At 66.4% G+C, this 24847-nt stretch carries 24 protein-coding genes and 3 tRNA genes; 18 read left to right on the top strand and 9 right to left on the bottom strand.

Annotation, left to right across the window (positions count from 1 at the left end; translation table 11 throughout):
* Positions 1-29 precede the first annotated feature (29 nt).
* Complete coding sequence (xseA, locus tag ACZ75I_RS13325; RefSeq protein WP_180868283.1) at positions 30-1361, top strand: exodeoxyribonuclease VII large subunit; 1332 nt, start codon at positions 30-32, stop codon at positions 1359-1361.
* Between the two features lie 525 nt (positions 1362-1886).
* Here xseA and ACZ75I_RS13330 read toward each other — a convergent pair.
* The gene (locus tag ACZ75I_RS13330) at positions 1887-2783 is read right to left on the bottom strand and encodes a M48 family metallopeptidase (protein WP_472958071.1); all 897 of its coding nucleotides are present in this window, start codon (positions 2781-2783) and stop codon (positions 1887-1889) included.
* Between the two features lie 88 nt (positions 2784-2871).
* Positions 2872-4764, bottom strand: a complete 1893-nt coding sequence (locus ACZ75I_RS13335) for a formylglycine-generating enzyme family protein (protein WP_346476878.1) — start codon at positions 4762-4764, stop codon at positions 2872-2874.
* A gap of 84 nt (positions 4765-4848) precedes the next feature.
* On the opposite strand from ACZ75I_RS13335, the gene rnd reads away from it, so the two are divergent.
* Complete coding sequence (rnd, locus tag ACZ75I_RS13340) at positions 4849-5928, top strand: ribonuclease D (protein WP_346476879.1); 1080 nt, start codon at positions 4849-4851, stop codon at positions 5926-5928.
* A gap of 132 nt (positions 5929-6060) precedes the next feature.
* Here rnd and ACZ75I_RS13345 read toward each other — a convergent pair whose 3' ends face one another.
* Complete coding sequence (locus ACZ75I_RS13345) at positions 6061-8391, bottom strand: TonB-dependent receptor (protein WP_061478069.1); 2331 nt, start codon at positions 8389-8391, stop codon at positions 6061-6063.
* A 497-nt stretch (positions 8392-8888) separates the two neighbouring features.
* On the opposite strand from ACZ75I_RS13345, the gene ACZ75I_RS13350 reads away from it, so the two are divergent.
* Positions 8889-8964: transfer RNA gene (locus tag ACZ75I_RS13350), tRNA-Ala, on the top strand.
* 60 nt (positions 8965-9024) lie between these two features.
* On the opposite strand, the gene ACZ75I_RS13355 is transcribed toward ACZ75I_RS13350, so the two are convergent.
* Positions 9025-9195, bottom strand: coding sequence for a hypothetical protein (locus ACZ75I_RS13355; protein ID WP_472958073.1), 171 nt, complete (start codon positions 9193-9195; stop codon positions 9025-9027).
* A gap of 164 nt (positions 9196-9359) precedes the next feature.
* On the opposite strand from ACZ75I_RS13355, the gene ACZ75I_RS13360 reads away from it, so the two are divergent.
* A complete protein-coding gene (locus ACZ75I_RS13360) occupies positions 9360-9845 on the top strand; it encodes a hypothetical protein (RefSeq protein ID WP_472958074.1) in 486 nt (161 codons plus the stop codon).
* Positions 9846-9851: 6 nt separating this feature from the next.
* On the opposite strand, the gene ACZ75I_RS13365 is transcribed toward ACZ75I_RS13360, so the two are convergent.
* Entirely contained in the window at positions 9852-10613 is a 762-nt protein-coding gene (locus tag ACZ75I_RS13365) for an SDR family oxidoreductase (protein ID WP_072169139.1), read from the bottom strand.
* 132 nt (positions 10614-10745) lie between these two features.
* On the opposite strand from ACZ75I_RS13365, the gene ACZ75I_RS13370 reads away from it, so the two are divergent.
* The gene (locus ACZ75I_RS13370; RefSeq protein ID WP_180868261.1) at positions 10746-11588 is read left to right on the top strand and encodes a bifunctional transcriptional activator/DNA repair enzyme AdaA; all 843 of its coding nucleotides are present in this window, start codon (positions 10746-10748) and stop codon (positions 11586-11588) included.
* Between the two features lie 44 nt (positions 11589-11632).
* Here ACZ75I_RS13370 and ACZ75I_RS13375 read toward each other — a convergent pair whose 3' ends face one another.
* Positions 11633-12658, bottom strand: a complete 1026-nt coding sequence (locus ACZ75I_RS13375) for an NADP-dependent oxidoreductase (RefSeq protein ID WP_472958075.1) — start codon at positions 12656-12658, stop codon at positions 11633-11635.
* A gap of 364 nt (positions 12659-13022) precedes the next feature.
* Here ACZ75I_RS13375 and ACZ75I_RS13380 point away from each other — a divergent pair.
* The 7 genes from ACZ75I_RS13380 (at position 13023) to dxs (ending at position 19504) form a co-directional block, all read left to right on the top strand.
* A tRNA-Phe gene (locus ACZ75I_RS13380) sits at positions 13023-13098 on the top strand.
* 71 nt (positions 13099-13169) lie between these two features.
* A tRNA-Phe gene (locus tag ACZ75I_RS13385) sits at positions 13170-13245 on the top strand.
* A 159-nt stretch (positions 13246-13404) separates the two neighbouring features.
* Positions 13405-13956 carry a lipocalin family protein gene (locus tag ACZ75I_RS13390; RefSeq protein ID WP_005417806.1) on the top strand — a complete coding sequence of 184 codons (552 nt, stop codon included), beginning with the start codon at positions 13405-13407 and terminating at the stop codon, positions 13954-13956.
* A gap of 142 nt (positions 13957-14098) precedes the next feature.
* Positions 14099-14575, top strand: a complete 477-nt coding sequence (locus tag ACZ75I_RS13395; protein WP_061478074.1) for an LEA/WHy family protein — start codon at positions 14099-14101, stop codon at positions 14573-14575.
* 64 nt (positions 14576-14639) lie between these two features.
* Complete coding sequence (locus ACZ75I_RS13400; RefSeq protein WP_061478075.1) at positions 14640-16430, top strand: acyl-CoA dehydrogenase C-terminal domain-containing protein; 1791 nt, start codon at positions 14640-14642, stop codon at positions 16428-16430.
* A 395-nt stretch (positions 16431-16825) separates the two neighbouring features.
* Positions 16826-17491: an HNH endonuclease gene (locus ACZ75I_RS13405; RefSeq protein WP_032954353.1), complete on the top strand. Its 666-nt coding sequence runs from the start codon at positions 16826-16828 to the stop codon at positions 17489-17491.
* Between the two features lie 105 nt (positions 17492-17596).
* A complete protein-coding gene (gene dxs, locus ACZ75I_RS13410) occupies positions 17597-19504 on the top strand; it encodes a 1-deoxy-D-xylulose-5-phosphate synthase (RefSeq protein ID WP_061478102.1) in 1908 nt (635 codons plus the stop codon).
* A 132-nt stretch (positions 19505-19636) separates the two neighbouring features.
* Here dxs and ACZ75I_RS13415 read toward each other — a convergent pair whose 3' ends face one another.
* The 3 genes from ACZ75I_RS13415 to ACZ75I_RS13425 all read right to left on the bottom strand — a co-directional run bounded on the left by ACZ75I_RS13415 (position 19637) and on the right by ACZ75I_RS13425 (position 21378).
* Positions 19637-19840, bottom strand: coding sequence for a hypothetical protein (locus ACZ75I_RS13415; RefSeq protein ID WP_005417823.1), 204 nt, complete (start codon positions 19838-19840; stop codon positions 19637-19639).
* 174 nt (positions 19841-20014) lie between these two features.
* On the bottom strand, positions 20015-20578 hold the full coding sequence (locus ACZ75I_RS13420) for a DUF3011 domain-containing protein (RefSeq protein WP_099494817.1): 564 nt from the start codon (positions 20576-20578) through the stop codon (positions 20015-20017).
* 128 nt (positions 20579-20706) lie between these two features.
* The gene (locus ACZ75I_RS13425) at positions 20707-21378 is read right to left on the bottom strand and encodes a response regulator (RefSeq protein ID WP_049413639.1); all 672 of its coding nucleotides are present in this window, start codon (positions 21376-21378) and stop codon (positions 20707-20709) included.
* A 250-nt stretch (positions 21379-21628) separates the two neighbouring features.
* On the opposite strand from ACZ75I_RS13425, the gene ACZ75I_RS13430 reads away from it, so the two are divergent.
* From ACZ75I_RS13430 to ACZ75I_RS13455, 6 genes are all read left to right on the top strand, one after another.
* The gene (locus ACZ75I_RS13430) at positions 21629-22336 is read left to right on the top strand and encodes a hypothetical protein (protein ID WP_472958076.1); all 708 of its coding nucleotides are present in this window, start codon (positions 21629-21631) and stop codon (positions 22334-22336) included.
* The gene (locus ACZ75I_RS13435; RefSeq protein ID WP_049413642.1) at positions 22333-22884 is read left to right on the top strand and encodes a GTP-binding protein; all 552 of its coding nucleotides are present in this window, start codon (positions 22333-22335) and stop codon (positions 22882-22884) included. Before ACZ75I_RS13430 ends, ACZ75I_RS13435 begins: the two co-directional genes overlap by 4 nt.
* Positions 22877-23248, top strand: coding sequence for a roadblock/LC7 domain-containing protein (locus tag ACZ75I_RS13440; protein ID WP_472958077.1), 372 nt, complete (start codon positions 22877-22879; stop codon positions 23246-23248). Before ACZ75I_RS13435 ends, ACZ75I_RS13440 begins: the two co-directional genes overlap by 8 nt.
* Positions 23249-23310: 62 nt before the next feature.
* The gene (locus tag ACZ75I_RS13445; protein ID WP_049413645.1) at positions 23311-23673 is read left to right on the top strand and encodes a hypothetical protein; all 363 of its coding nucleotides are present in this window, start codon (positions 23311-23313) and stop codon (positions 23671-23673) included.
* 109 nt (positions 23674-23782) lie between these two features.
* Positions 23783-24229: a pilin gene (locus ACZ75I_RS13450; protein WP_061478079.1), complete on the top strand. Its 447-nt coding sequence runs from the start codon at positions 23783-23785 to the stop codon at positions 24227-24229.
* Positions 24230-24382: 153 nt separating this feature from the next.
* Positions 24383-24838, top strand: coding sequence for a pilin (locus ACZ75I_RS13455; protein WP_472958078.1), 456 nt, complete (start codon positions 24383-24385; stop codon positions 24836-24838).
* The last annotated feature ends 9 nt before the right edge of the window (positions 24839-24847 follow it).

Consider the following 24847-nt stretch of genomic DNA (forward strand, 5'->3'; position numbering starts at 1 on the left):
CCCCGTTCCGCCCGCAGCACGCCGTTTCCATGCAGCCACGCAACAACGACATCCTCACCCCCAGCCAGCTCAACACCCTGGCCCGCGACCTGCTGGAAGGCAGCTTCCCGGCGATCTGGGTCGAGGCCGAACTGGGCAGCGTGGCGCGTCCTGCCTCCGGACACCTCTACTTCACCCTGAAGGACGCGCGCGCGCAGCTGCGTGCGGCGATGTTCCGGATGAAGGCGCAGTACCTGAAGTTCGTGCCGCGCGAAGGCATGCGCGTGCTGGTGCGCGGCAAGGTGACCCTGTACGACGCCCGTGGCGAGTACCAGATGGTGCTGGACCACATGGAGGAAGCCGGCGAAGGCGCGCTGCGCCGCGCCTTCGAGGAGCTGAAGGCACGGCTGGAGGCCGAGGGCCTGTTCGACCCGGCACGCAAGCGGCCGCTGCCGGCGCACGTGCAGCGCCTGGCCGTGATCACCTCGCCCACCGGCGCCGCCGTGCGCGACGTGCTGAGCGTGCTCGGCCGGCGCTTCCCGCTGCTGGAAGTGGACCTGCTGCCAACCCTGGTACAGGGCAGCAGTGCCGCCGCGCAGATCACCCGGCTGCTGCAGGCCGCCGATGCCAGTGGCCGCTACGACGTGATCCTGCTGACCCGCGGTGGTGGTTCGCTGGAAGACCTGTGGGCCTTCAACGATGAAACACTGGCCCGTGCGATCGCCGCCAGCCGCACGCCGGTGGTCTCGGCGGTGGGCCACGAAACCGACTTCAGCCTGAGCGACTTCGCCGCCGACCTGCGTGCACCAACGCCCTCGGTGGCGGCCGAGCTGCTGGTACCCGACCAGCGCGAACTGGCCCTGCGCCTGCGCCGCACGGCCGCCCGCATGGTGCAGCTGCAACGGCATGCGATGCAGCAGGCGATGCAGCGCGCCGACCGCGCCCTGTTGCGCCTGAACGCCCAGAGCCCGCAGGCACGACTGGACCTGCTGCGTCGACGCCAGCTCGATCTGGGCCGGCGCCTGCATGCCGCGTTCAACCAGCAGCAGGAGCGCCGTGCTGCGCGCCTGCGTCACGCGTCTGCGGTACTGCGCGGGCATCATCCACAGCGCCAGCTCGACACGATGCAACGCCGCCTGGCCGCCCTGCGCGGACGACCGCAGGCAGCGATGCAGCGTCTGCTGGAGCGCGATGCACTGCGACTGCGCGGACTGGCGCGTTCACTTGAAGCAGTCAGCCCGCTGGCGACCGTGGCGCGTGGCTACAGCATCCTGACCCGCAGCGATGATGGCACCCTGGTGCGGAAGGTTGATCAGGTACAGCCCGGTGACGCCCTGCGGGCCCGCGTCGGCGACGGCGTGATCGACGTGCAGGTCAAGTAGAGGGGGGTTCGGCAGGGCTGCGCCCTGCACCCGCAGAGGCTTCAAGCAACGGCCGAAGCAACAGCAAAAGCTGGCATTCCGCGGGTTGGCGGGGCGGTGCCGGAGTGCGGGGACGCCGCAAGTACATCCCTGTAGGCTTGGCAGCCGCATCCATGCGGCTGACACCCCGCACTCCGACACCGCCCCACCTCTGACAGTTTTCCGCGATCGTGTAGATCCACGCCATGCTGGATGACTCTCCATCGGAATCGAATATTTCGAATCGAGATCGAAAAGCATCCACGCATCGCATGGATCTACCGTGTCGACCAAGGTCGACACCTACCAACAGCAGCAGAAATCTGTCGAAGGCGGGGTGGGTCCGGTTGCGGGGGCGTGAGCCGCATGGATGCGGCGACCGAGCTTACATGGACGTACTTGCAGCGCCCCCCGCAACCGGACCCACCCCGCCATCCCACGGAATGCACGCTGTTGCTGTTGCTCTGGCTTCGGCAGGTGCAGGGCGCAGCCCTGACGAACAACCCCCTACTTTGCCTGCTCGCAGAACTTCTGCCGGTACTCGAGCGCCTTCGGCATCAGTGCCTGCAGGTTCTGGATGCGGGTGCCCGGGTTCGGGTGGGTGGAGGCGAACTCCGGCGGCGCCTGGCCGCCACTGGCCTGGCCCATGCGCTGCCACAATGGCACTGCCTCGCGGGGATCGAAGCACGCCGCTGCGGCCAGCATCAGCCCCACTTCATCGGCCTGCGTCTCGTGGCTGCGTGCATAGGGCAGCAGATAGCCGTAGCCCATCGCCGACATCATCATCTGTTGCTGCTGCGCATCCATGCCGCTGGCGGCACCGGCCATCTGCCCGATCTGGGTCAGCTTCTGCTGCGCCATCCGCTGCGCACCATGGCGCAGCAGCGCGTGGGCGATCTCATGGCCCATCACCACCGCCATCGCATCACGCGTACGCGCCACCGGCACCAGGCCGGTGTAGACCGCCATCTTGCCGCCCGGCAGGCAGAACGCATTGGCCTGCTCGGACGGGATCACGTTCACTTCCCACTGGAAATCCTGCGCGAAATGCGCCGGCTGCACGCCGTGCTCCTGTGCCAGCGCGGTCTCCACCACATCCACCTTGGCGATCAGGCGCTGCGCGATGTCGCGCACATCGCGCGCGATCGGCGCATTCGGATCCATTGGCCGTTCCTGCGAGAGGATCTGCTGGTAGGCCTGCAGACCGAGCGCGGTCTCCTGGCGCGCATCCAGGCTGCTGTCGATCATCACCTTCTCGCCAGTGTAGGGATCGACGGTGCGATTGGAGAACCAGTAGAACACCGCATAGCCCGCCGCCAGCAGCAGCACCCACCAGCGGATGTTGCCGAACAGGCCGCGTCGCTGCGGGCCTTGGGGCGAGCGGGAAAAGGGATCGTTGCGCATCGGTGGTCTTCCAGCAGACCCCGCCGGCTGGCGGGCACGGCGCAATCTTAGTGCGCGGACGCCAGCAGCGGGTGAAGCCCGATGCCGCTCAGATGCCGCGCACCAGACGGAAGCCGATGCGCGCATTGGTGGTGTCCGAATCCTGCGATTGCCGCCAGGCCGCACGGGTCTGCTCGGGCGCATTGGCCCAATTGCCGCCCCGGATCACCCGTGACCGGCAGCCCGGGTTGAACCAGGCGACACCGTCGGACGGCGCACGCCGGTAGCTGGCGTGCCAGCAGTCGGCCACCCATTCGCTCAGATTCCCGGCCATGTCGTGCAGGCCGAAAGCATTGGCCTGGAAACTGGCCACCGGCGCCGGTCCCCACCAGCCATCGCCATAGCCGATGAAAGCGTTGTGCCAGTGCCGACCCGAAGGCGAGACGTCCTTGCTGCCGGTGAAGTTGCCGCTGCCCGGCGGCGGCGTACCCGCGTCTCCCCAGGGGTAGCGGCCACTGCTCCCGGCGCGCAGCGCATATTCGAATTCGGCCTCGCTCGGCAGCCGGTAGCTGCGTCCGGTCTGCTCGGACAGCCATGCCGCGTAGTTCTCGGCATCCCGCACGCTGACATGCATCACCGGCGAGTTGCCCAGTGCGCGCGCGCCATCGTAATCCGAACGCCAGTCGACGCCGCTGCGGCGGATGAAATTGCCGCTGCGCTCGTCATAGACCACCGAGTGGCCGCGCCGGGTCGCACGTGGTCGTGCATTGGTCGACTTCACATAGCGCTCGAAATCGCCGACGGTAACCTCGGTGATCGCCATCGCGAAGCCGCGGTCAAAGCGAACGTAATGGGAGGGGCGCTCGGCGTCGGTGGAGCCGGGCTCGGCATCACCCGCGCCCATCTGGAAGCCGCCATGCGGCACAACCACCATCTGCGGACCGCGCCCACCATCACGCATCGCGTCGCTGAACACCTGACCCGGGCGGAAGCTGCCGTAATGGGTGGCCAGATCGATGCGTTCGCGCAGCTGGGCCACCACCGCATCCCCCGGCAAGGCGATGCGCAGGGCCTCGGCCAGCTTTTCGCGCGCCGGCTTCAGCCCCTGCGGCGTCGCCAGCTCGCGCAGGCCCTCATCACGCAGCTGCAGCAGCGCGGCGGCGCGGATCTGCTCGATGCGCTCGAAGGCATCGGCAATGGTCGGTGACGAGTCACGGACCTTGCTGGCTTCGGCCAGCCAGGTGCCCGCACTGGCAAAGTCGCGCACGCGCGCGGCGTCCTCGGCCCGGCGGATCAGGCCACTTTCGGCCGCCGCCAGGCCCTGCCGCGCCCGGCTGTTGTGTTCGTCCAGAGCCAGCGCTTCACGGAAGTTGCCGATCGCACCGTCACCGTCCTCACCGATCCGCCCCGACCGCAGGTCTTCCTCGCCAGCACGGTTATAGGCCACCACGCGCTGGGCGAGCTCCACCCGGCCCTGCAGCGCGCGCACCTTCTCATCCTTCGGCGCCAGGGTCAGCAGCACCAGTGCCTGGCGACTCGCCTCGGCCAGCGCCTCGCGCTGCCGCAGTGGCCGAACCAGCAGGGCATCGGCCTGCTGCTGCAGGCGCTGGCGAGCACGCTGCAGGCCGCTGCGGGCGAGGCGGTCATCCGGGTCTTCCTCCTGCACCGCCAGCCACAGCGGAACCGCCGCGTCGGCGTCCTCGTACAGGTGCCCTTCGCTGAACGCCTTCTCGGCTGCGCGGCGCAGCTGGGCGACGCTGCGGCCCTGCCGGTCGACCCGTGGCGGTGTCCACCGCTGCACGTCCTCGGTGGCATCCTCACCGGCAATGGTGACGCTGCCCTGCCCGGCCCCCGGTGTCGGCTCCGCCAGTGAGCCTTCCTGCGGCCGCGCGTCTTCGCCAGCAGCCGGCCCCGGCTCCGGTGTCGCCGAGGGCGACGGTGTGCAACCGGCCGTGGCCACGGCCAGAGCGGTGCACAGCACGGACGACAGCGGAAAACGCAAGCAGGATCTCCTTCGGCACGGACGCGGACCGACGTTAGGCTATTCTCCCCTGCCTGAGCAAACCCGAGTAGTAGGCCCTGACCCGTGGCAACCTGGATCACCACCCCCGCCGAGCTGGATGCGTACTTCCAGCAGCGTCCGGCCCGCATCGGCCTGGACACCGAATTCATCCGTGAACGTACGTTCTGGCCGCAGCTCGCTCTGGTGCAGATGGCGGTCGGGCAGGACATCCTGCTGATCGATCCGCTGATTCCCGGCATGACCGAGGCACTGGCGCCCTGGCTGGCCGATGAATCGATCACCAAGGTGATGCACAGCGCCAGCGAAGACCTGGTTGCCTTCAAGTGGGCCTGCGGCGTGTTGCCGCGACCGCTGTTCGACACCCAGATCGGTGCCTCGCTGGCCGGTATCGGTGGCGGCATGGGTTACCAGAAGCTGGTTGCGGAGATCACCGGGGTGGCGCTGGCCAAGGGCGAAACCCGTTCGGACTGGATGCGCCGTCCGCTCTCGGAATCGCAGCTGCAGTACGCCGCCGACGACGTTGAGCACCTGTTCGCGCTGCATGACGCCATCGATGCCAAGTTGCAGGCGCTGGGCCGCCAGCAGTGGCTGCACGACGACGGCGAGCGCCTGCTGGCCAGCGTCGCCAATGACGAGGACCGCTGGCCGCATCTGGCGATGCGCTCAGCGCAGTTTCTCGATGCTCCCGCGCAGCGCCGCCTGCTGCGCCTGCTGCGCTGGCGTGATGTGCAGGCACGCAGCAGCGACCGCCCGCGAAGCTGGATCCTGGACAACGAACTGGCCGCCACGCTGGCACGCACGCCACCGGCCGATGCCGCCGCGCTGGCCACGCTGTTTGAACAGTTCCCGAAGGCACCGCGCAAACTCGCTGGCGCCGTGTGGCAGGCGCTGGACACACCGCTGGCCGATGAGGCCGAGGCACCGCTGGCATTGCCCGCCAACGACACCAACAAGCAGGCACTGAAGAAGCTGCAGGACGCGGTCGCCGAGCGCAGCCGCGAACTGGGCCTGCCGGATGGCGTGCTGGCCTCGCGCAAGCATCTGGAAAGCTACCTGGAGCGCCGCCAATGGCCGGCCGCACTGGCCGGCTGGCGCCAGCAGGAGCTGGAGTCGCGGCTGCAGGCGCTGCTGCCGGCACGTTGAAGCGCCGAGCACGGCGCCGGATTGCGATCCGGCTACCGTCGAAGGCCATGAAAAAGGGCGACCCGGATCACCGGGCCGCCCTTTGCATTCCAGCAGTTCGATGGCGGGAAGACCCGCCACCGTGGCAACGCCTTACCAGTTCATGTTCAGCGAGACACCGACGGTGCGCGGTTCGTTGTAGACCGCAGCCATGTAGTTCTCGATCACACCCTTGAGGTTCTTCTCGTTGGTGATGTTGCGCGCGAACAGCGCCACTTCGTAGGCACCGTAGTTGCCCGAGTAGCCGATCTTCAGGCCGCCTTCGAAATCACCCTTGGAGTTGAACTCCTTGCTGTCGTACAGCACGAAGCTGGTGTAGCCCTGCTTGTTCCAGTCGGTGGAGACGAACATGGTGCCCGCGTCGCTGACCGGGAAGTCGTAACGGGCGGCCAGGTTGACGTTGTACTTCGGCGCGTTCGGCAGCGGGTTGCCGTCGATCTGCGCGAAGGTGTTGGCACCGACCTTGATGGTCGGGTCATTCACCGTGCACACCACCTGGCCGTTGAGGCCGCAGACCTGCGCGTAGACGCGCTTGTCCTTGATCTCGCTGTGCAGCAGGCTCAGGCCGGCGCTAAGGGTCAGGTTCGGGATCGGGCGCAGCTCCATGTCCGCTTCGAAACCATAGGCCTTGGCCTTGTCGGCGTTGAACAGCACGCCGTTGCCGTCCGAATCGTTGCCGTTGAGCTGGATGTCGTTGACGGTGTAGGTGAACGCGGTGGCGTTCAAGCGCAGGCGGTTGTCCCACAGGCTGCTCTTCACGCCCGCTTCCCAGGACAGGATGGTCTCGGAATCGGCGGTGGTGAAGTCGGCATTGAACACGGCCGAGCGGCCCTGGATGGTCGGGCCGCGGAAGCCGCGGGCGACCTTGGCATAGACGCTCACGTCCGGCGTGATCTGATACATCGCGCTCAGATCCCAGCTCGGGGTGGTGTCGGACATCTTGACGTCGGTGCGGCCCTTGTAGGTGACCACGCCAGCGGCAGTGTCAGCCGTCTTCAGCAGGCGGGTGTGCTTCTCGTCCCGGGTCTGGCGCAGGCCGGCCGTGACGGTGAACTTGTCGGTGAAGGCATAGCTCAGCTGGCCGAAGCCGGCCCACGAGGTGTTCTTGTTGCGCAGGCGCACCCAGTTGTTCGGGTTGCGGGCCGCGCCCTGCAGGAACCAGGCGCGCTGGTAGAAGTCGGTGGTGTCGCTGCCGTTGAAGTAGAAGGCACCGGCCTGCCACTGCAACGCGCTGTCGTCATGGCTGGCCAGGCGGAATTCCTGGGTCCACTGGTCCAGGTCACGGATGCGGCCCATCGACTGGCCGTAGCCGTTCGGCACGCCGTTCACCGGGAAGTTCACCGCGGCGCCACCGTCGGTGTCGCCACGGCTGTAACCGGAGGTGGTCTCGTAGGCGGTGATCGAGGTGAAGTCGATCGCGCCGAAGTCGTAACGCGCCTTCACCGAGCCGCCGTAGGTCTTGTAGGCCTGCGGGTTGTTGTCGGCTTCGTCGTAGGCGACCTGGTCGCGCGGCACGTCGGTCTTGTTCGAACCCTTGGTCAGCGCACCGCGCAGGAACAAGGTCGAGGTGCCTTCGTAGTCACGGGCGTGGGCCGAGGCCAGGATCGAGAACTGGTCGCTCGGGGTCAGCAGCAGCTGCGCGCGTACGTTGCGGTCATCGAAGCCGCCCATCGCGTTCTTCTTCGGGCTGACCGTGCCGTCGGCGCTCGGGCCCTTGTAGGTGTTGTCGACGTAGTCATCGCGGTGCTGGTACAGCGCCGACACGCGGAACGAGGCGATGTCGTTGATCGGGCCGCCGAAGCCGCCGTCGATCGACACGCTGTTGTAGGTCGCGTAGCTGGCGCTGACCCGACCGGTGTAGTCCTGGGTCGGCTTCAGGGTGTCGAACTTGACGATGCCGGCGGTGGTGTTGCGGCCGAACAGCGAGCCCTGCGGGCCACGCAGCACTTCCACCTGGTCCACGTCATAGACCGGGTTGGACTTCAGCACCACGTGCTCCAGCACCACATCGTCCTGGATGATCGACACCGGCTGCGAGGCACCCAGGTAGAAGTCGATATTGCCCAGGCCACGGATATAGAAGCGCGGGAAGATGCGGCCGGTGGTGGTTTCCGCATACAGGCTCGGCACGCGGCCGGACAGTGCCAGCAGGGTGTCGTCGCCGCCGGCGGTGAAGTCGCGCATGCGCTCGCCCTGCACCACGCCCACCGAAACCGGCACTTCCTGCAGGTTCTGCTCACGGTGTTCGGCGGTCACGGTGATCGTGTCCAGGCCGGTCGGGGTCGGCGCGCTGTCCTGCGCGGCGGCACCGAAGCTGCCGACCAGGGCCAGGCCGGCACAGGCCAGAGCCAGCGGATGGCGGCGGAAGGAAGCGAAGGAAGAGGACAGACCCGACAGGCGGCGGGAATCGGAATGGGAGGGCATGGAATGCTCTGAGGAGGCGTCCGTGCGGCCTGCGCGAGCCGGGCGGCAAAAAGGGGGAAAACTGCGCAAGCGGCCATTATCCCCCAAATTGTTACGATTTCGTTGCGCGGCACCCGAACCCGGCGAAACAAGCGGTTTCGGCACAGTCCGCCGGCACCACCTTGGGGTCAGCTCCGTTCTCCCAAGGAAAACGGATCTGACCCCGAAGCTCCTGGCAGCCGGGTCAGCGCGACATCGACCCTCGCAAGTCGCCCGCATGCGCGCTGCGAAACCAGCTCTCGCTTTTACTTCTACGGCGCCACGGCTTCGCGGAACGACTGCTCATTGCTGCCGCCCCCGGCATTGCCTTGCGCAACGCCTGGTCTCTGTCGAATTCGCCCTGCTGCGCCAAGCACTGGCCCGAATCCGGCCGGCACGGCGGTGGATCCAGGCCTTGCGTCGTCCCTGCCCGGTGCTTGGCAAGCCCGGCAGGCAGCGCTACACTGCAGCCTTGCCGTGGGGCCATAGCTCAGCTGGGAGAGCGCGTCGTTCGCAATGACGAGGTCAGGAGTTCGATCCTCCTTGGCTCCACCACTATTCAGAAGAACCCGTAGATCCTGGCGATCTACGGGTTTTTTCTTGTCTGGAATCCGCCTAGCCGGGTTCCTGGCCGCCATCCTTGCGGCGCGGGCTGCGCGAATGCGCATCGCGCACCTGTTGATCGCGCTGCCCCGGCCGCTGCTTGGCCACATCGTCCTGCTTCCTGTCCTGGCGGCTTTCCTGGATACCCTGCTTCGGGTCCTGATCCTTGTCTGGCTCGTTCATCTGATTGCTCCCTCATCGGCATCAGGCCGACGTTCTGCCCCACGCTAGAGGCCGGCGGGTAATCCACAGGTCAGTCCCGCGCCAACAGCGTGTGCACGAACCCACTTGCTGCGACGGTGAACACACGCCCAGAATCCGATGCAGCACGAATTCCGCGGACACCCATGCCCCCGCCCGCCCAGCACGCGGCACCCACCGTGCCGATGAACTTCAATCCAACCGACGGCAGCATCCAGCTCGGCACGCTGCCGAACCTGATCTGTCCCAGCCTCTCACTGCAGGAGGCGCGCATCGCCTTCGCCACGCTGACGCATGGCGAGCGCGATGTCGGCACCGGCTATCACTGGCTCAGCCTGCAGCGGCTCAGCCTGGGCGGTGCGCCCGCTGGCATCAGCCTGGGCTTCCACGGGCAACAGCTCGACATGGTGACGATGGGTGTCGATCTGCCTGATGCGACACTGGAAGACGGCTGGCCGACCCAGGCCGCGATCGATGCCGAAGTCGCTTTCATGCGGCGCATCTTGGCCACGGCACTGGGGCGCAAACTGGCAGGCGGCCACGCCCGCTTCAGCTGGGGCGAGGCCTGGGCCCGGTTCGACCCGAAGGGATTCATGGCCAGCAGCGGCATCCGCTACTCGCCTCGCACGTGACGGCGCTCAGGTTCGGGTGATCGACACGCCGCCTTCAACGCGCATTGCGGTACCGGTAACGAAGCTGCTTTCATCGCTGGCCAGGAACAACGCCGCATTGGCGATCTCTTCCGGCTCGGCCATGCGCTTGAGTGCATGCAGCGAGCGCACGAAATCACGCGCATCACCGGTCGGTGCCGCCTGCCGGCCCATTTCGGTATCGGTGCCACCGGGCAGCAGCACGTTGCTGCGCACGCCGCGCGCGCCGTACTCGGCCGCGATCACCTGGCTCAGGCCGATCAGCCCCGCCTTGCTCGACGCATAGGCCGCCATGCCCGGGAAGCCGACGGTGTGGCCGACGAAGGTGCCGACAAACACCAGCGAGCCACCGCCGCGTGCCAGCAACGCCGGCAACTGGGCGCGTGCGGCGTGGAAGGCGGCATCGAGATTGGTGGCCATCACCTCGCGCCACGCATCCACCGGGAACTCTGCTGCCGGTGCACCGGGCCCGAGCATGCCGGCATTGTTGAGCGCGATGTCCAACCCACCGAATGACTGCTGGGCCAGTTCCACCAGCGCCGGTGCCGTGGCCGGATCAGCCACGTCCGCGGCATGCACCACCACCTCGCCACCGGCGGCGCGGATCTGCTCGGCCAGCACCAGCAGCGGCTGTGGGCGTCGTGCATTGAGCACCAGCTTTGCCCCTTCGGCAGCAAAGCGCAGCGCGCTGGCGCGGCCGATGCCAGCACTGGCACCGGTGATGAGGGCGATCTTGTTGTTCAGGCGCATGAGGGTGGTACCGGTTGTGGAGTGACCGCCACGATGCCGTGCCTCCGGCCCACCAACACTCCGTTTCCGGGCGTCCCGACCCGGTGCAGGAAACGGAGTTTCCGTAGAACCGGCACGTGCCAGAATCCATCCATGGACAGCACCGCCACCACCGCTCCCGATGCCCGCGTCGAACGGGTCTGCCGCCATCTGCAGGCCAGCCTCGACGAGCCCTCGCTGCAGGCGTTGGCCGCCATCGCCGGCTGCAGCCCGACCCGGCTGCATCGCCTGTTCAAGCAGGCGACCGGGTTGACCCCGAAGCAGTACGCTGCAGCGCTGCGCGCCGATCGCCTGCGCAGCGAACTTCAGCAGAAGGAACGCATCACCGACGCCTTCCACGATGCCGGCTTCGGCTCCAGTGGACGCTTCTACGAGAACGCGCCGAAGCTGCTGGGCATGACGCCGAAGCAATGGCGTGCCGGTGGTCGCGGCGAAGTCATCCACTTCGCGCTTGCCGAAAGTTCGTTGGGCAGCGTGCTGGTGGCCAGCAGTGCCACCGGCGTGGTCGCGATCCTGCTCGGCGACGATCCGGACGCGCTGCTGCAGTCACTGCAGCAGCGCTTCCGCCAGGCCGAACTGGTCGGGGCCGACAGCGGCTATGAGCAACTGGTGGCACAGGTGGTGGGCCTGGTCGAGGATCCCTCGCGAGGCGCCACGCTGCCGCTGGACATCCGCGGCACGGCTTTCCAGCAACGTGTATGGCAGGCGCTGCAGCAGATTCCGCGCGGACAGACGGCCTCATATGCCGAAATCGCCGCGCGTATCGGCGCGCCGCGATCAAGCCGCGCGGTGGCACGCGCCTGCGCAAGCAATCCGCTGGCCGTGGCGGTGCCCTGCCACCGGGTGGTGCGCCGCGACGGCGACCTGTCCGGCTATGCCTGGGGCGTGGCACGCAAGCGCGAACTGCTGCGCCGGGAAAAGGTCGCCAACGGCTGACGCGACCCGCAAGCCGCCGACCTTGTCCGGCACCGGCCAAGCCCTCAGTCCAGCTTCACCATCAGCTTGCCGAAGTTGTGCCCCTGCAGCAGCCCGAAGAACGCCTCCGGTGCATTTTCCAGCCCTTCCACCACGTCCTCGCGGTACTGGATGCGGCCCTCACGCAGCCACTGCGCCATCTCGCGCTCGAAGTCCGGCCACAGGTGCTTGAAGTCGTGCGCGATGAAACCGCGCACGGTCAGGCGCTGGCGCAGGATCTGGCTGAACAGCGCCGGCAGGCGGTCCGGGCCAGGCTGCGCGACACCACGATTGTTGTAGGTGGCGATGGTGCCGCACACCGGAATGCGGGCGAAGTCGTTGAGCAACGGCAGCACCGCGTCCAGTACATGGCCCCCGACGTTCTCGAAGTACACGTCGATACCCGCAGGTACCGCCGCGCGCAGCTGCTCGGCAAAATCAGCCGCGCGATGATCCAGCCCCACGTCCACGCCCAGCGTCTGCAGATAGGCACGCTTAGCCTCGCCACCGGCGATGGCTACTACGCGCGCGCCCTGCAGCTTGGCCAACTGCGCCACGGTCGCGCCGACCGGCCCCGTTGCGGCGGCCACCACCAGCGTCTCTCCCGGCTGCAGGCGGGCGATTTCATGAAGGCTGGAATAGGCGGTGAAGCCCGGCATGCCATACACCCCCAGCGCCGTACTCAACGGCAGCCCGGCCAGGTCCAGGCGGCGGCCCAGCGCCTTGGCCGGCAGCACGGCGTGGGTCTGCCACCCGCCCGGCGCCAGCACCCGTTCGCCCACTGCGACCCCCTCGGCCCTGGATTGCACCACCTCGGCCACGGTCTGGCCTTCCATCACAGCCCCCACTGCCACCGGCGCGGCATACGACGGTCCCTCATCCATGCGTCCACGCATGTACGGGTCCAGTGAGAGGTAGCGATTGCGCAGCAGCACCTCGCCGTCGCCCAAGGGCGGCAGCGCGGCCTGCTCCAGGCGGAAATTGGCTGCGGTGGGCGCCCCCTGCGGACGCGACGCCAGCACGATGCGGGTGGTGGTCGATGAGTCGGACATGACGACGGTCTCTGCTGTTGCCAGCATCAGGAAAGGAACGCCGACACTACGCTGCAGCGTTCCCCCATGGCGGTCACGAAAACAGCGTTCCATGTCCGGTATCGGTGCCGTCCACGCGCAGGCCGCGCCTCGCCGCGTTTGTCGATCACCGTGGCCCGCTGAATTCCGCCGCACGCGATGATCACCGCGCCGCCGCGCCCGGTTGAATCGGCATCCAGCGCGCCCCCGCTCCGGGACGGCGGATCAAGTACTTGCGCCTGCGCAGACGGCAATGTGAAGGTTTTTTGCCAAAATGCTTGCCGTAGGCGGCTGACCTCCGTAATATGCGCGTCCTTGGCAGCGACCTCGCTGCAATGAACTACGTGGCCGAGTAGCTCAGTTGGTAGAGCAGGGGATTGAAAATCCCCGTGTCGGCGGTTCGATTCCGTCCTCGGCCACCACGTTCGACAGCCTGCAGAAATGCAGGTCTTTTTTTCGGGAATCGCGGTTGATCGTGATTGCCACACCGTTTGGCCGAGTAGCTCAGTTGGTAGAGCAGGGGATTGAAAATCCCCGTGTCGGCGGTTCGATTCCGTCTTCGGCCACCATCTTTCGAGACCTGCAGAGATGCAGGTCTTTTTTTGTCCGTGCTTCGCGCACTGCACGAGTGGCGGATGCGGCGCCTGCGCACACCCCCGGTTGACGAAACATTTACACCGGCATGCGCGGCGGCACCTACGCTCCAGACTCCTGCCTGGAGCCTGACGATGCCTCTGCGCCCCGCCCTGTTCGCCTGCCTGCTGCTGGCCGCTTTCCCGGTGATCGCCACTGAACCTGTGCGCGCGGTCGAGCGCCTGGACATCGATCGCTACGCCGGCCAGTGGCACGAGATTGCGCATCTTCCGGTCTCGTTCCAGAAGCAGTGCGTGGGCGAGATCACCGCCAACTACGGACTGCGCAGCGATGGCCGCATCAGTGTCACCAACGCCTGCCGCAACGGCGACGGTGAGCGCGTGGTCGCCGAAGGCGTGGCACGCGCGGTGGCCGGCCATCCCGGCCAGTTGCAGGTGCGCTTCGCGCCGGACTGGCTGAGCTGGGTCCCGCTGGTCTGGGCCGACTACTGGGTGCTGGCGCTGGATCCGGACTATCAGTGGGCGCTGGTCGGTGAACCGGACCGGAAGTACCTGTGGATCCTCTCGCGCCTGCCGGAAATGGATCGCGCACGCTTCGAAGCGCTGAAAGAAAAAGCCGAGGCCATGGGCTACGACCTGCGCCCGCTGCGCCTGATGGCCCCGCTTCGCGATACGCCCGCCGATTGAACCGCGTCGCAACCGCGGCGCCGCGCACGCCCGGCCACCATCTTCACGCGCTACCCTCTGCGACGGGTCGCCACAGGCGATCCAAACGACCATACGCCGTAGTATGCTTATTCAAACGCACCCCTCCAGAGGACTTGCGCCCATGCTCCACCGTTTCCGTATCGCCTTGATTGTCCTGTGCACCCTCGCCCTTGTTGCCTGCAACAACGGCATCGTCAAGCGTGTTTCGGAACCGGCGGCCAGCCTGCAGCAGCTCACCGTGCGTGCCGACGGCAACTGGACCGTGGCCCTGCGCCTGCAGAACTTCAGCTCGATGCCGATGACCTTCGATGACGTCTCGCTGGCGCTGACCGTCGGCGACAACGAAGCGGGCACCCTGCAGGCCAAGCCCGGCATCTCCATCGGCGGCACCTCCGCCGACGTCATCAACATCGACCTCGTGCCCAGCTCGGCCGCGCGCCTGGTGGTGGCCGATGCGCTGGCCAGCAACCGCACCCTGGCCTATGGCCTTAAGGGAACGGTGGCGGCCACGCCGCAGGAAAAGAAGCAGCGCAGCTTCGACATCAGCAGCCGCAGCACCCTCAACCAGGCCCCCGGCCTGCCCGGCGTGCTGCGCTGAACCCGCCTTTCGTGGCGGCGCCCGGCGCCGCTCTCCCCTGCCCTGATCAAATCGAGACGTACCGATGAGCAGCTACACCGCCCCGCTTTCCGACCTCCGTTTCGCCCTGCACGACGTGCTCAAGGTCGAACCCCTGTTCGCCCGCCTGGGCTTCACCGACGCCACCGCCGACGTGGTCGATGCCGTGCTGGAGGAAGCCGGCCGCTTCAGCGCCACCGTGCTGGCCCCGCTCAACAGCGTCGGCGACGAGATCGGCTGCGTGCTCGACCAGGCCACCGGTGAAGTGACCACCCCGCCCGGCTTCAAGCAGGCCTACGACCAGTTCGTCGATGGTGGCTGGACCGGCCTGACCGCCTCGCCGGAGCTGGGCGGCCAGGGCCTGCCGCACACCCTGGGCGTGCCGCTGAACGAAATGATCAACGCCGCCAACCTGGCGTGGGGCAACTTCCCGCTGCTCTCGCACGGCGCGATCGAAGCATTGAAGCAGCACGGCGAGGCCTGGCAGCACGAGGCTTTCCTCAAGCCGCTGATCGAGGGCCGCTGGACCGGCACCATGTGCCTGACCGAACCGCACTGCGGTACCGACCTCGGCCTGCTCAAGACCAAGGCCGAGCCGAACGCCGATGGGAGCTATTCGATCACCGGCACCAAGATCTTCATCACCGCCGGCGAGCATGACCTGACCGGGAACATCGTGCACCTGGTGCTGGCCAAGCTGCCCGACGCTCCCCCGGGTGCCAAGGGCATCTCGCTGTTCGTCACCCCGAAGTTCAAGGTCGACCGCGACGGCAACGTCGGCGAGCGCAACGCACTGCGCTGCGGCTCGATCGAGCACAAGATGGGCATCAAGGGGTCGGTCACCTGCGTGATGAACTTCGATGGCGCGCAGGGCTACCTGGTCGGCCAGCCGCACAAGGGCCTGCAGGCGATGTTCACCATGATGAACACCGCGCGCCTGGGGGTCGGCCTGCAGGGCATCGGCCTGTCCGAGCGCGCCTACCAGAACGCGCTGAAGTACAGCCGTGAGCGCCTGCAGTCGCGCGCCCTGAGTGGTGCCAGGTTCCCGGACAAGCCGGCCGACCCGATCCTGGTCCACCCGGATGTGCGTCGCATGCTGCTGACGGTGAAGTCGCTGGTCGAAGGCAGCCGCCTGCTGGCGCTGCACGCCGCAACCCTGATCGACGTCGCCCACCATGCCGAAGATGCGGCCGAGCGCGAGCGCGCCGACACCCTGGTGAGCTTCCTGACCCCGATCTCCAAGGCCTGCCAGACCGAATGGGGCATCGAGAACACCTACAACGCCCTGCAGTGCTTCGGTGGCCACGGCTACATCCGCGAACACGGCATGGAACAGCTGGCCCGCGATGCCCGAATCACCACGCTGTATGAAGGCACCACCGGCATCCAGGCGCTGGACCTGATCGGCCGCAAGACCGCGTCCAGCCAGGGCGCCGGCCTGAAGCTGATGCTGGCCGAGATCGAAGCCTTCGCCAAGGAACACGAGGGCAACGAAGCGCTGGCCGAGTTCATTGGCCCGCTGCGCGCCAAGGCCGCCGAATGGGGCAAGCTGACGATGGACGTGCTCCAGCGCGCGGCCGGCAATCCGGACGAACTGGGCGCGGCCAGCTACGACTACCTGTTCTATTCGGGTTACGTGGTGCTGGCCTACTGGTGGGCCCGCAGCGTGGCCGCCGCCGATGCCAGCGCGCACGGCGCCGCCTTCGCCCAGGGCAAGCGCGAGACTGCGCGGTTCTACTTCGCCCGCGTGCTGCCGCGCACCCTCAGCCACGCCGCCGCGATCCAGTCCGGCGCCGCCCCGCTGATGGCGATGGACGACGAGCGATTCGGCGTCTGAGCCGGGCTGCCGCCCGGCACCCGCGGTAGTGCCGGCCGCTGGCCGGCAACCGCAACAGCAACAGCTGCATCCCGGTGGATGGCGGGGCGGTGTGGCCTGGCAGGACACACCGTAAACCCATCCATGGGGCTCGATGGCGCCATCCATGGCGCCAACGGTCCTGCCACCCCACACCGCCCCGCCTCTGACAGTCCCCCGCGATCTGCCGTAGATCCACGCCACGCGTGGATGAGAACCACCGGAATCCATCTGGAGAAAAGCCCCCCTTTGTTAAGGGGGGCGCACCGACAGGTGCGGGGGATAGGAGGAATGCGCGGACCTGAATGTTGACGATTTGTGTATCGCCTGTCGGCGATACACAAATCGTCAACATTCAGGTATAAGCTGTTCTCCCGATGGAGACAGACACTACACGCTTGGGTCTGATCGAAGCCGGAGCTCCGTTTTCTGCTCCGGGCGCCGAAGCATCGCCCAACGCCACGACGCTGCATCGCCCCGGTTCGGTCCGGCTGCTCTCGCTTGATGCCCACGGACGCGTACTGGACTGGATCACCTGGCAGGATGCGGCCTGCCTCTACGCCCGCGAGGCAGTGGCCTGGACGCTTGGCGATCCCTGCCTGCACATCCACGGTGGCACCAACCGCTTCAGCGGCCTGCAGAGCGGCATGGACCTGCACCCGATCATCGCTGCCCGCGGCCACGCCCGCTCCCGCGCGATCGACCCGACGCCGAACCTGACCAACCAGGCCCTGTTCGCCCGCGACGCCCATCTGTGCATGTACTGCGGCCAGCAGTTCACCCGCCCCACGCTCACCCGCGACCATGTCATGCCGCTGTCCAAAGGTGGCCTGGACTGCTGGGAAAACGTGGTCACCGCGTGCTTCCACTGCAATTCGCGCAAGAGCGACCGCACCCCGCAGCAGGCCGGCATGCCCCTGCTGGCAGTGCCCTACCGGCCCAGCTGGATCGAGCACCTGATCCTGTCCAACCGCAACATCCTGGCCGACCAGATGGCCTTCCTGAAGGCGCAGTTGCCCAAGCGCTCGAAACTGAGCACCTGAACGCCCGAACATGCAACCCTCACCGTCCTGTCACGGACGGCGGCGTTTGCTTGCCCCACCCCCGTTTGAGGGCGAAAATGGGCGTTCAGAAAAAGTGCGAACATGATGATCGACTCTGCCCGCTATCCCCGCCTCGCGCGCATCCAGACACCGGATGACCTGCGCACGTTCGACGAATCCGAATTGAGGGCGGTCGCCGACGAACTGCGCGCCTACCTCATCGAATCGGTGGGCAAGAGCGGAGGCCACTTCGCCGCCGGCCTGGGCGTCATCGAGCTCACCGTGGCCCTGCACTACCTGTACCAGACCCCGGTCGACCAGCTGGTGTGGGACGTCGGCCATCAGACCTACCCGCACAAGATCCTGACCGGCCGCCGCGACGAGATCCATACCGTCAAGCAGAAGGACGGTGTCGCGCCGTTCCCGAAGCGCGAGGAAAGCGAGTACGACACCTTCGGCGTCGGCCACTCCTCCACCTCGATCTCGGCCGCGCTCGGCATGGCCATCGCCCGCCAGTCCGAAGGCGACGACCGCAAGGTCGTGGCGGTGATCGGTGACGGCGCGATGACTGCCGGCATGGCGTTCGAGGCGCTGATGCACGCTGGTGGCATGGAGCCGGAGCCGAACCTGCTGGTGATCCTCAACGACAACAACATGTCGATCTCCGAGGCAGTGGGCGGCCTGACCAAGATGCTGGGCCGAGCGACCGGCAGCCGTACGCTCAACGCGCTGCGCGAAGGTGGCAAGAAGATCCTCGGTGACAAGAAGAACAACCCGGCGCGTTTCGTGAAGCGCTGGGAAGAACACTGGAAGGGCATGTTCGTGCCCTCCACGATGTTCGAGGAGATGGGCTTCCACTACACCGGCCCGATCGACGGCCACGACATGCCGGCGCTGTTGTCCACTCTGAAGACGCTGCGCGCCTCCAAGGGCCCGAAGCTGCTGCATGTGATGACCACCAAGGGCAAGGGCTACGAGCCGGCGGAAGGCGATCAGATCGGTTACCACGCCGTGGGCCCGTTCGATCCGGACAAGGGCCTGGTGGCCAAGGCCGGGGCCAAGAAGCCGACCTATACCGATGTATTCAGCGACTGGCTGTGCGATGCCGCCGCCGCCGAGCCGCGCCTCTACGGCATCACCCCGGCGATGCGCGAAGGCTCCGGCCTGGTGCGCTTCAGCAAGGAGTACCCCCAGCGCTATTTCGACGTGGCGATCGCCGAGCAGCACGCGGTCACCCTCGCCGCCGGCATGGCCACCCAGGGTGGCAAGCCGGTGGTGGCGATCTACTCCACTTTCCTGCAGCGTGCGTACGACCAGCTGGTGCACGACGTGGCGATCCAGGATCTGGACGTGCTGTTTGCGATCGACCGCGCTGGCGTGGTCGGTCCGGACGGCGCGACCCACGCCGGCAACCTCGACCTCAGCTTCCTGCGCTGCGTGCCGAACATGGTGGTGATGGCACCCTCCAATGAAGCCGAGTGCCGGCAGATGCTCAGCACCGGCCTGCAGCACCCGGGTCCGGCTGCCGTGCGCTACCCGCGCGGTACGGGTACCGGCGTTGCGGCCGGCACCGACCTGTCGACCCTGCCGATCGGCAAGGGCGAGCTGCGCCTGCAGGGCAACCGCATCGCCCTGCTTGCCTTCGGCAGCACCGTGCCCGCCGCCGAGCAGGTCGGCCGCGAACTGGGCCTGAGCGTGGTCAACATGCGCTTCATCAAGCCACTGGATCGCGAGCTGGTGCTGGCCATGGCCGCCCAGCACGAGGGCCTGGTCACGATCGAAGACAACGTCGTGGCCGGCGGTGCCGGTTCCGGTGTCGGTGAACTGCTCAATGCCGAAGGCGTGCTGCGTCCGATCCTGCACCTGGGCCTGCCCGACAGCTACCAGCACCACGCCAGCCGCGAGGACCTGCTGGCCGAAGCCGGTATCGATGCGGCCGGCATCCGCGCCGCCGTGCTCAAGCGTTGGCCACAGCTGGCCGCAGGCAGCCCGCCGCTGAGTGCCGCGGGCTGAGGCCGATCAGGAATCCACGCATCACGGGAAGGTGCAGCCGAAGGCTCGCACCTTCCACGGTGGAAGCAGGTGGTTCCACGCCATGCGTGGATGGCCGAACCCCGCAGGCCTGCCCCGGCAGGCGCCCCACGCTCAACCGTAACTGACCGCTTCCACGAACGCCCCGCTGGCCTCCACGCGCACGGCGGCGCGCTGCCCGGTGTCGACGAAGTGCAGGCGGGCCAGGGTCTCGGCAAAGTCATAGGCTCGTGCGCCATCACGGAACTCGATCGGCTCCGGCCTATCCGGGTGCAGCACGCGCCACTGGCGCTGTTCGCATTGCAGGCGGATCAACATGCAGCTCACTCCTTGAGGCAGCGTATCGACGGCGGCGCGATGCTGATGCCGGCTACGGCAATCGACATCACCGGGAATCAGGGCACGCAAGGCGCCCTGCTCACAGACGATACGGCGTTCAAAATGTGAGATGTATCAGATTATTCTGATTTTCACGGGTTGAACCCGTAAAGCTCAGTTCACCTGGAACTGCGCCCTGCAGCCATCGCTCACCCAGATGCCGCGGCGATCCCAGCCCCAGCTCTGGCCTTCGATGCAGGCACTGCGCGAGTCCTGGCGGATCAGGCGCACGCCCCGGCGGATGCGGGCATCGCAGTACTCCTGCCGGTGGCCATTGGAATGGCAGGTGACCACATCGCCACCACCCCATCCACTGCCGTTGCCCCAGCCGCCGCCATTGCCGCCCCAGCCGCCGCCGCGGCGGTATTCACCGACGAATTCGGCACGGCACCCCTGTGTGACCCAGACGCCGTTGCGCGACTGGCCCCAGGTCTCACCTTCCACACAGGGCGAACCGGACAATTGGCGGATCAACCGCGCGCGGCCATCCAGGCGGCACTCATTGCTGCGGTTCTTGACCGACTCGCAGCGCACGATGCCACTGCCATCGCGGCCGCCGTAGCGGTCGTCGTCGTAGCCGTAGCCGTAGCCATAGCTCTGCGCCTGGGCGCCGCCGGCGGCCGCCAGCATCGGCAACAGGGTGCAGGCCAGGGTGCGCCAGGTGAGTGCCTTGCCCATCGAGATCTCCAGATGAATACGATGGCGCAAGCATCCGGGATTCACGGCCCGGCGCACAGAGGGAGGCGCGATGGCAGTTGTTCCCCCATTCAAACAACTCAACCGGACCTGACTGGACCGCCGTGAACTCATGGGCCCCCGTTTGCTGCCCCACTGGCCATGCCACCGGCATTGCCCAGGCGTTCCTCGAACGCATAGGCGAACAGCTCGGCATCATTGCTGATGCCCAGTTTCCTCATCGCCGAAATGCGTTGCCGGCTGATGGTACTGACGGTGCGCCGCAGCTTCCCGGCGATCTCTGTGATCGAAGGTCCCGACACATACAGCCGCAGAACCTCCAGCTCCTTGGGCGACAACACCGAAAGCGATCGCTCACGCCCACCCTCCTGCAGGCAGTGCGCCAACTGGGGGTCCAGGTAGATCCCCCCGCTCAACACGGTATCGACCGCCTTGCGGGTGCCATCCACGCAACTGCACTTCCACACCAGTCCGCGCACACCGGTACGCATTGCCATGTTCAAGGTGGTGGCGTTGGTGACCATCGTGACCAGGATCACCGGCACCTTGGGGTAATTGCGACTCAGCGCCTGCAGCATCGCCTGACCGTCCGAGCGGCCGACATCCGGCATCGAAAAATCAGTCACCACCAGATCCACCGGCTCTTCGGCCAGGATGGCCAGCAGGCTTTCTGCACATCGCGCCTCCGCCACCACGCGATGCTGCCCACCGGCCTCGATCACGATGCGCGTGCCTAGCAAGACCAGTGGATGATCATCCGCAATGGCAATTCGAGTGAGCATGCTGATTACCCGTCAATAGTCACGCCGCAGTGCGCAGTGGAGACGCTAGTAATCATTCCAGGTTACGTCAACTTAATAATCGCTCACTGCAATTGATGTCATTGCAGCAGTAACTTCCGGCCAATTCCATTAATTGCAGAGAGCATCAAAAATACGAATGACACAGCAGTTTTCCCAATAGTTTCATTCCAGAAAGCCAGCGGGGCCGCTTACAAAGTCACCTCCGATCACTCGCCGCACTGGACACCCCATGGTCCGATTCCGTCGTCAATCGTTTGAGGATCTGCAAGAGCCCTTTGAAGCAGAGCCACTGGCGCCGGCCGCATTGCCAACTGCCGCATTGCCGTTCGTACAGCAGTTGCGACTGCATCTGGCGAGCGACAGCACGCCGTCGCGGCGGCCGGCCCATGCCGCGATCATTCACGACGGGGCCACCGTGTGCTGGCTGGACGCCAGGAACGACCGGATGATGACCACCGCACCCGCGCCGATCACGCTGACACTGCTGCAGAGACTACTGGGCGACGCAGACTCTCGACTGAGCCTAGTACCGGTGACACAGGAGGTCTTCGTGCAGCGTGCGACGGTGTGCAGCAATGTTCCGCTGCGCCTGACGCTGTGGAACGTTGCCCTGGTCACGGACGGGCACGGCGTGCCGATCCCGCCCCTGCAAGACTGCACGAAGTTGCGCCTGCGGCGTTGGCCAGACTTCCGCATCCTGGCCCATCGTCCCGATCACTTCCGACTGTGCGCGCTGCTGATCAAGCAGGGCGCGTCCGTGCGCGCATGCTGCGACATCCTGGATCTGCCACGCCAAACCGTGCAGTCGTTCTTCAACGCAGCGTTCCTCACCGCCTATGCCTTTCCCGTCGTGGGCGAGGACGCACCTGTGCGCCCCTCGCCCGCCGACGGCCTCGTCAATCTGTGGCGACAACTTCGCATCCGCTGGAGTGCATGACCGTGCGTGAGCACAAGATCGTAGTGATGGGCCCACTCGGCGCGGGCAAGTCCACCCTCGTGCAGACCCTGACCCAGGGCACGGCGGTGGTGACGGAAGCCCGCAATACCGACCCTTCCGTGGGCAAGCAATACACCACCGTGGCCATGGACTATGGCGACATCGACCTGCCAGGCGGCGACCGCCTGCGCCTGTACGGATCGCCGGGGCAGGAACGTTTCTCCTACATCTGGCCGATCCTGCTGGCCGGTGCAGAAGGTGCCATCGTTCTGATCGATGGCAGCGCCAGCGTGGGCGCCACGCTGGCCGGGCGGCATCTGCGAGCTATCGCCGAAAGCGCACCGGGGCTGCCCGTCGTCATCGGCTTCACCCGATGCGGTAGCACCGATGATCCGGTACAGCCGCACTGGCAGGACTGGTTGCAGGACCATGCGCCACACCTGCCGGCATTGCCGCTGGACCCACGCGACATGGCGCAGGCCATCATGGCGATGGACCTGCTGATGAGTCAGATCGAATGCAATGCCACGGCGGCCGCCCATGAATGACATCGACCGCACATCGGCACTCGACGCGCTGGTACACAATGTCACCGGCATCCAGGCGCTCGTCGTTGCCAGCACTGATGGTTTCGCACTGGCCCAGGCCGGCCCGAAGGGCCATGTCGCCGATCGCCTGGCCGCGATGACCAGCTCGATGCTCGGCCTGGCCAGTGCGCTGGGTCGCGAACTGCACTTTGGTGAACTCGACACACTCATCCTCGATGCCGCCAACGGCAAGGTTTTGATGCTTGCCATTCCCGGAACACAGCCCCGCCTATTGATGACCGCATGCGACCACAGCTGTGTCATCGGCAACGTGCTGTGGCATGCCAAGCAGTGCGTACGGGCCCTGACCGACAACCCGAACTGATGCATGCCCTCTCACTGATCAGACGGCTCTTCAACTCCTCACACCCGCAACGGACCACTGAAATGAACATCGCCATCAACAAATGCCTGGACACGCTCATGCAGATCAACGGCGCACAAGCCGTTGCCCTGGTCGACTACGAAAGCGGCATGCTGCTGGGTGAAGCCGGCTCAGGCGTGGACATGGAACTGGCGGCCGCAGGAAACACCGAGGTGCTGCGCGCCAAGATGAAAGCGGCTGAAGCGCTGAAGCTCAACGACAGCATCGAGGACGTGCTGATCACTCTGGGTCGCGCGTACCACGTGCTGCGCCCGGTGTCGGCCAAGAAGGGCCTGTTCTTCTATGTGGTACTGGATCGGCAGAAGGCCAATCTAGCTCTCGCCCGGCGCATGGTGCTGGACGTGGAAAGCTCGCTGGCGCTGTAGCGCACGACAACGATAGCCAGGGGATGCGAATGCCGGGGCTGCTCTGGGGAGAGCGGCCCCGGCCTGTGGTTGCACCGCGCGCCCTTCTCGACAACGGGAGCCGCCCTCCATGCGCCCTCGATCAACCACACAGGCGGCACCTCGCCGACGCCACTACCGGCCCTGGGCGTCGGTCTGCATCGTCGCCGGACTGACAGCCGTCTACGCGCTACTGTTGTGTGCGCCCTCGGCAGATGACGCTACCGGCCGCACCCGGCCGCGCGACGCGGCCAGCGTGCTGGGCGGCGCCATCGCCGCCGTGGAAAGCAGTTACGCCGAAGGTGATCTCACCGTGACCGACCAGCACCTGGGACTGCCTGCCAGCGCCGCGCATTGCGTGCACCTGCGCGCCTCGCTCCCCGACACCGGCCGCGCGGTGCTGACCTGCGATCTGCGCCAGGACGGCCGCCTGCAATGGTGGCGAACCCCTGCCGGAGAATGGCGATGCAATGCGGGCAAGGCCGATGTGCAGGCAGTGCCTGGGCCATGCCCAACGCAATTGCGGCGCACTTTCTGATTATTCGCAAAACAGTCGCGCGGCCATTCAACACGCTCGACTTTACCAGTTCTTGAATATACCCACTGCCGTGCACGTGATTTCCTATGACTGCGCCACGAATGCTTGTTTCCGGGCCAGACCAATGAAACCACCACGCCACAGAGGATTATCATGAACACCGCAATCGGCCGTACACGCCACGCAGGCAAAAGCGCATCCCGGCAGAAGGGCTTTTCCCTTATTGAACTCATGGTGGTGGTGGCGATCATCGGGATTCTGGGGATGATTGCCCTGCCGCAGTATCAGCGGTTCGCGGCCAAGGCAAAGTTGGCGGGCGCCCTCGCAGAAGTTGCCGGTGGAAAAGTTGGCGTTGAATCACTCCTCGCCGAGGGCAGCGAGGTCACCACGCCGGCATCGATTGGCCTGCCCGAGTCAAGCTCCCGCTGTACCTGGATTACGGTGACAAGCGATGTCACGAATGGAGCTACGAGCATCAACTGCGAGCTCAAGAACGACGCTGCAATCGGCAGTGGCAACCTGACCTTGAATCGCGACTCGCAGGGAGTCTGGCTCTGCAGGAGCGACATTTCAGACCAGAGCCTCCTTCCCCACGGTTGCCAGGGCTGATCGCACGCG

The sequence above is a fragment of the Stenotrophomonas sp. X genome (assembly GCF_055721025.1).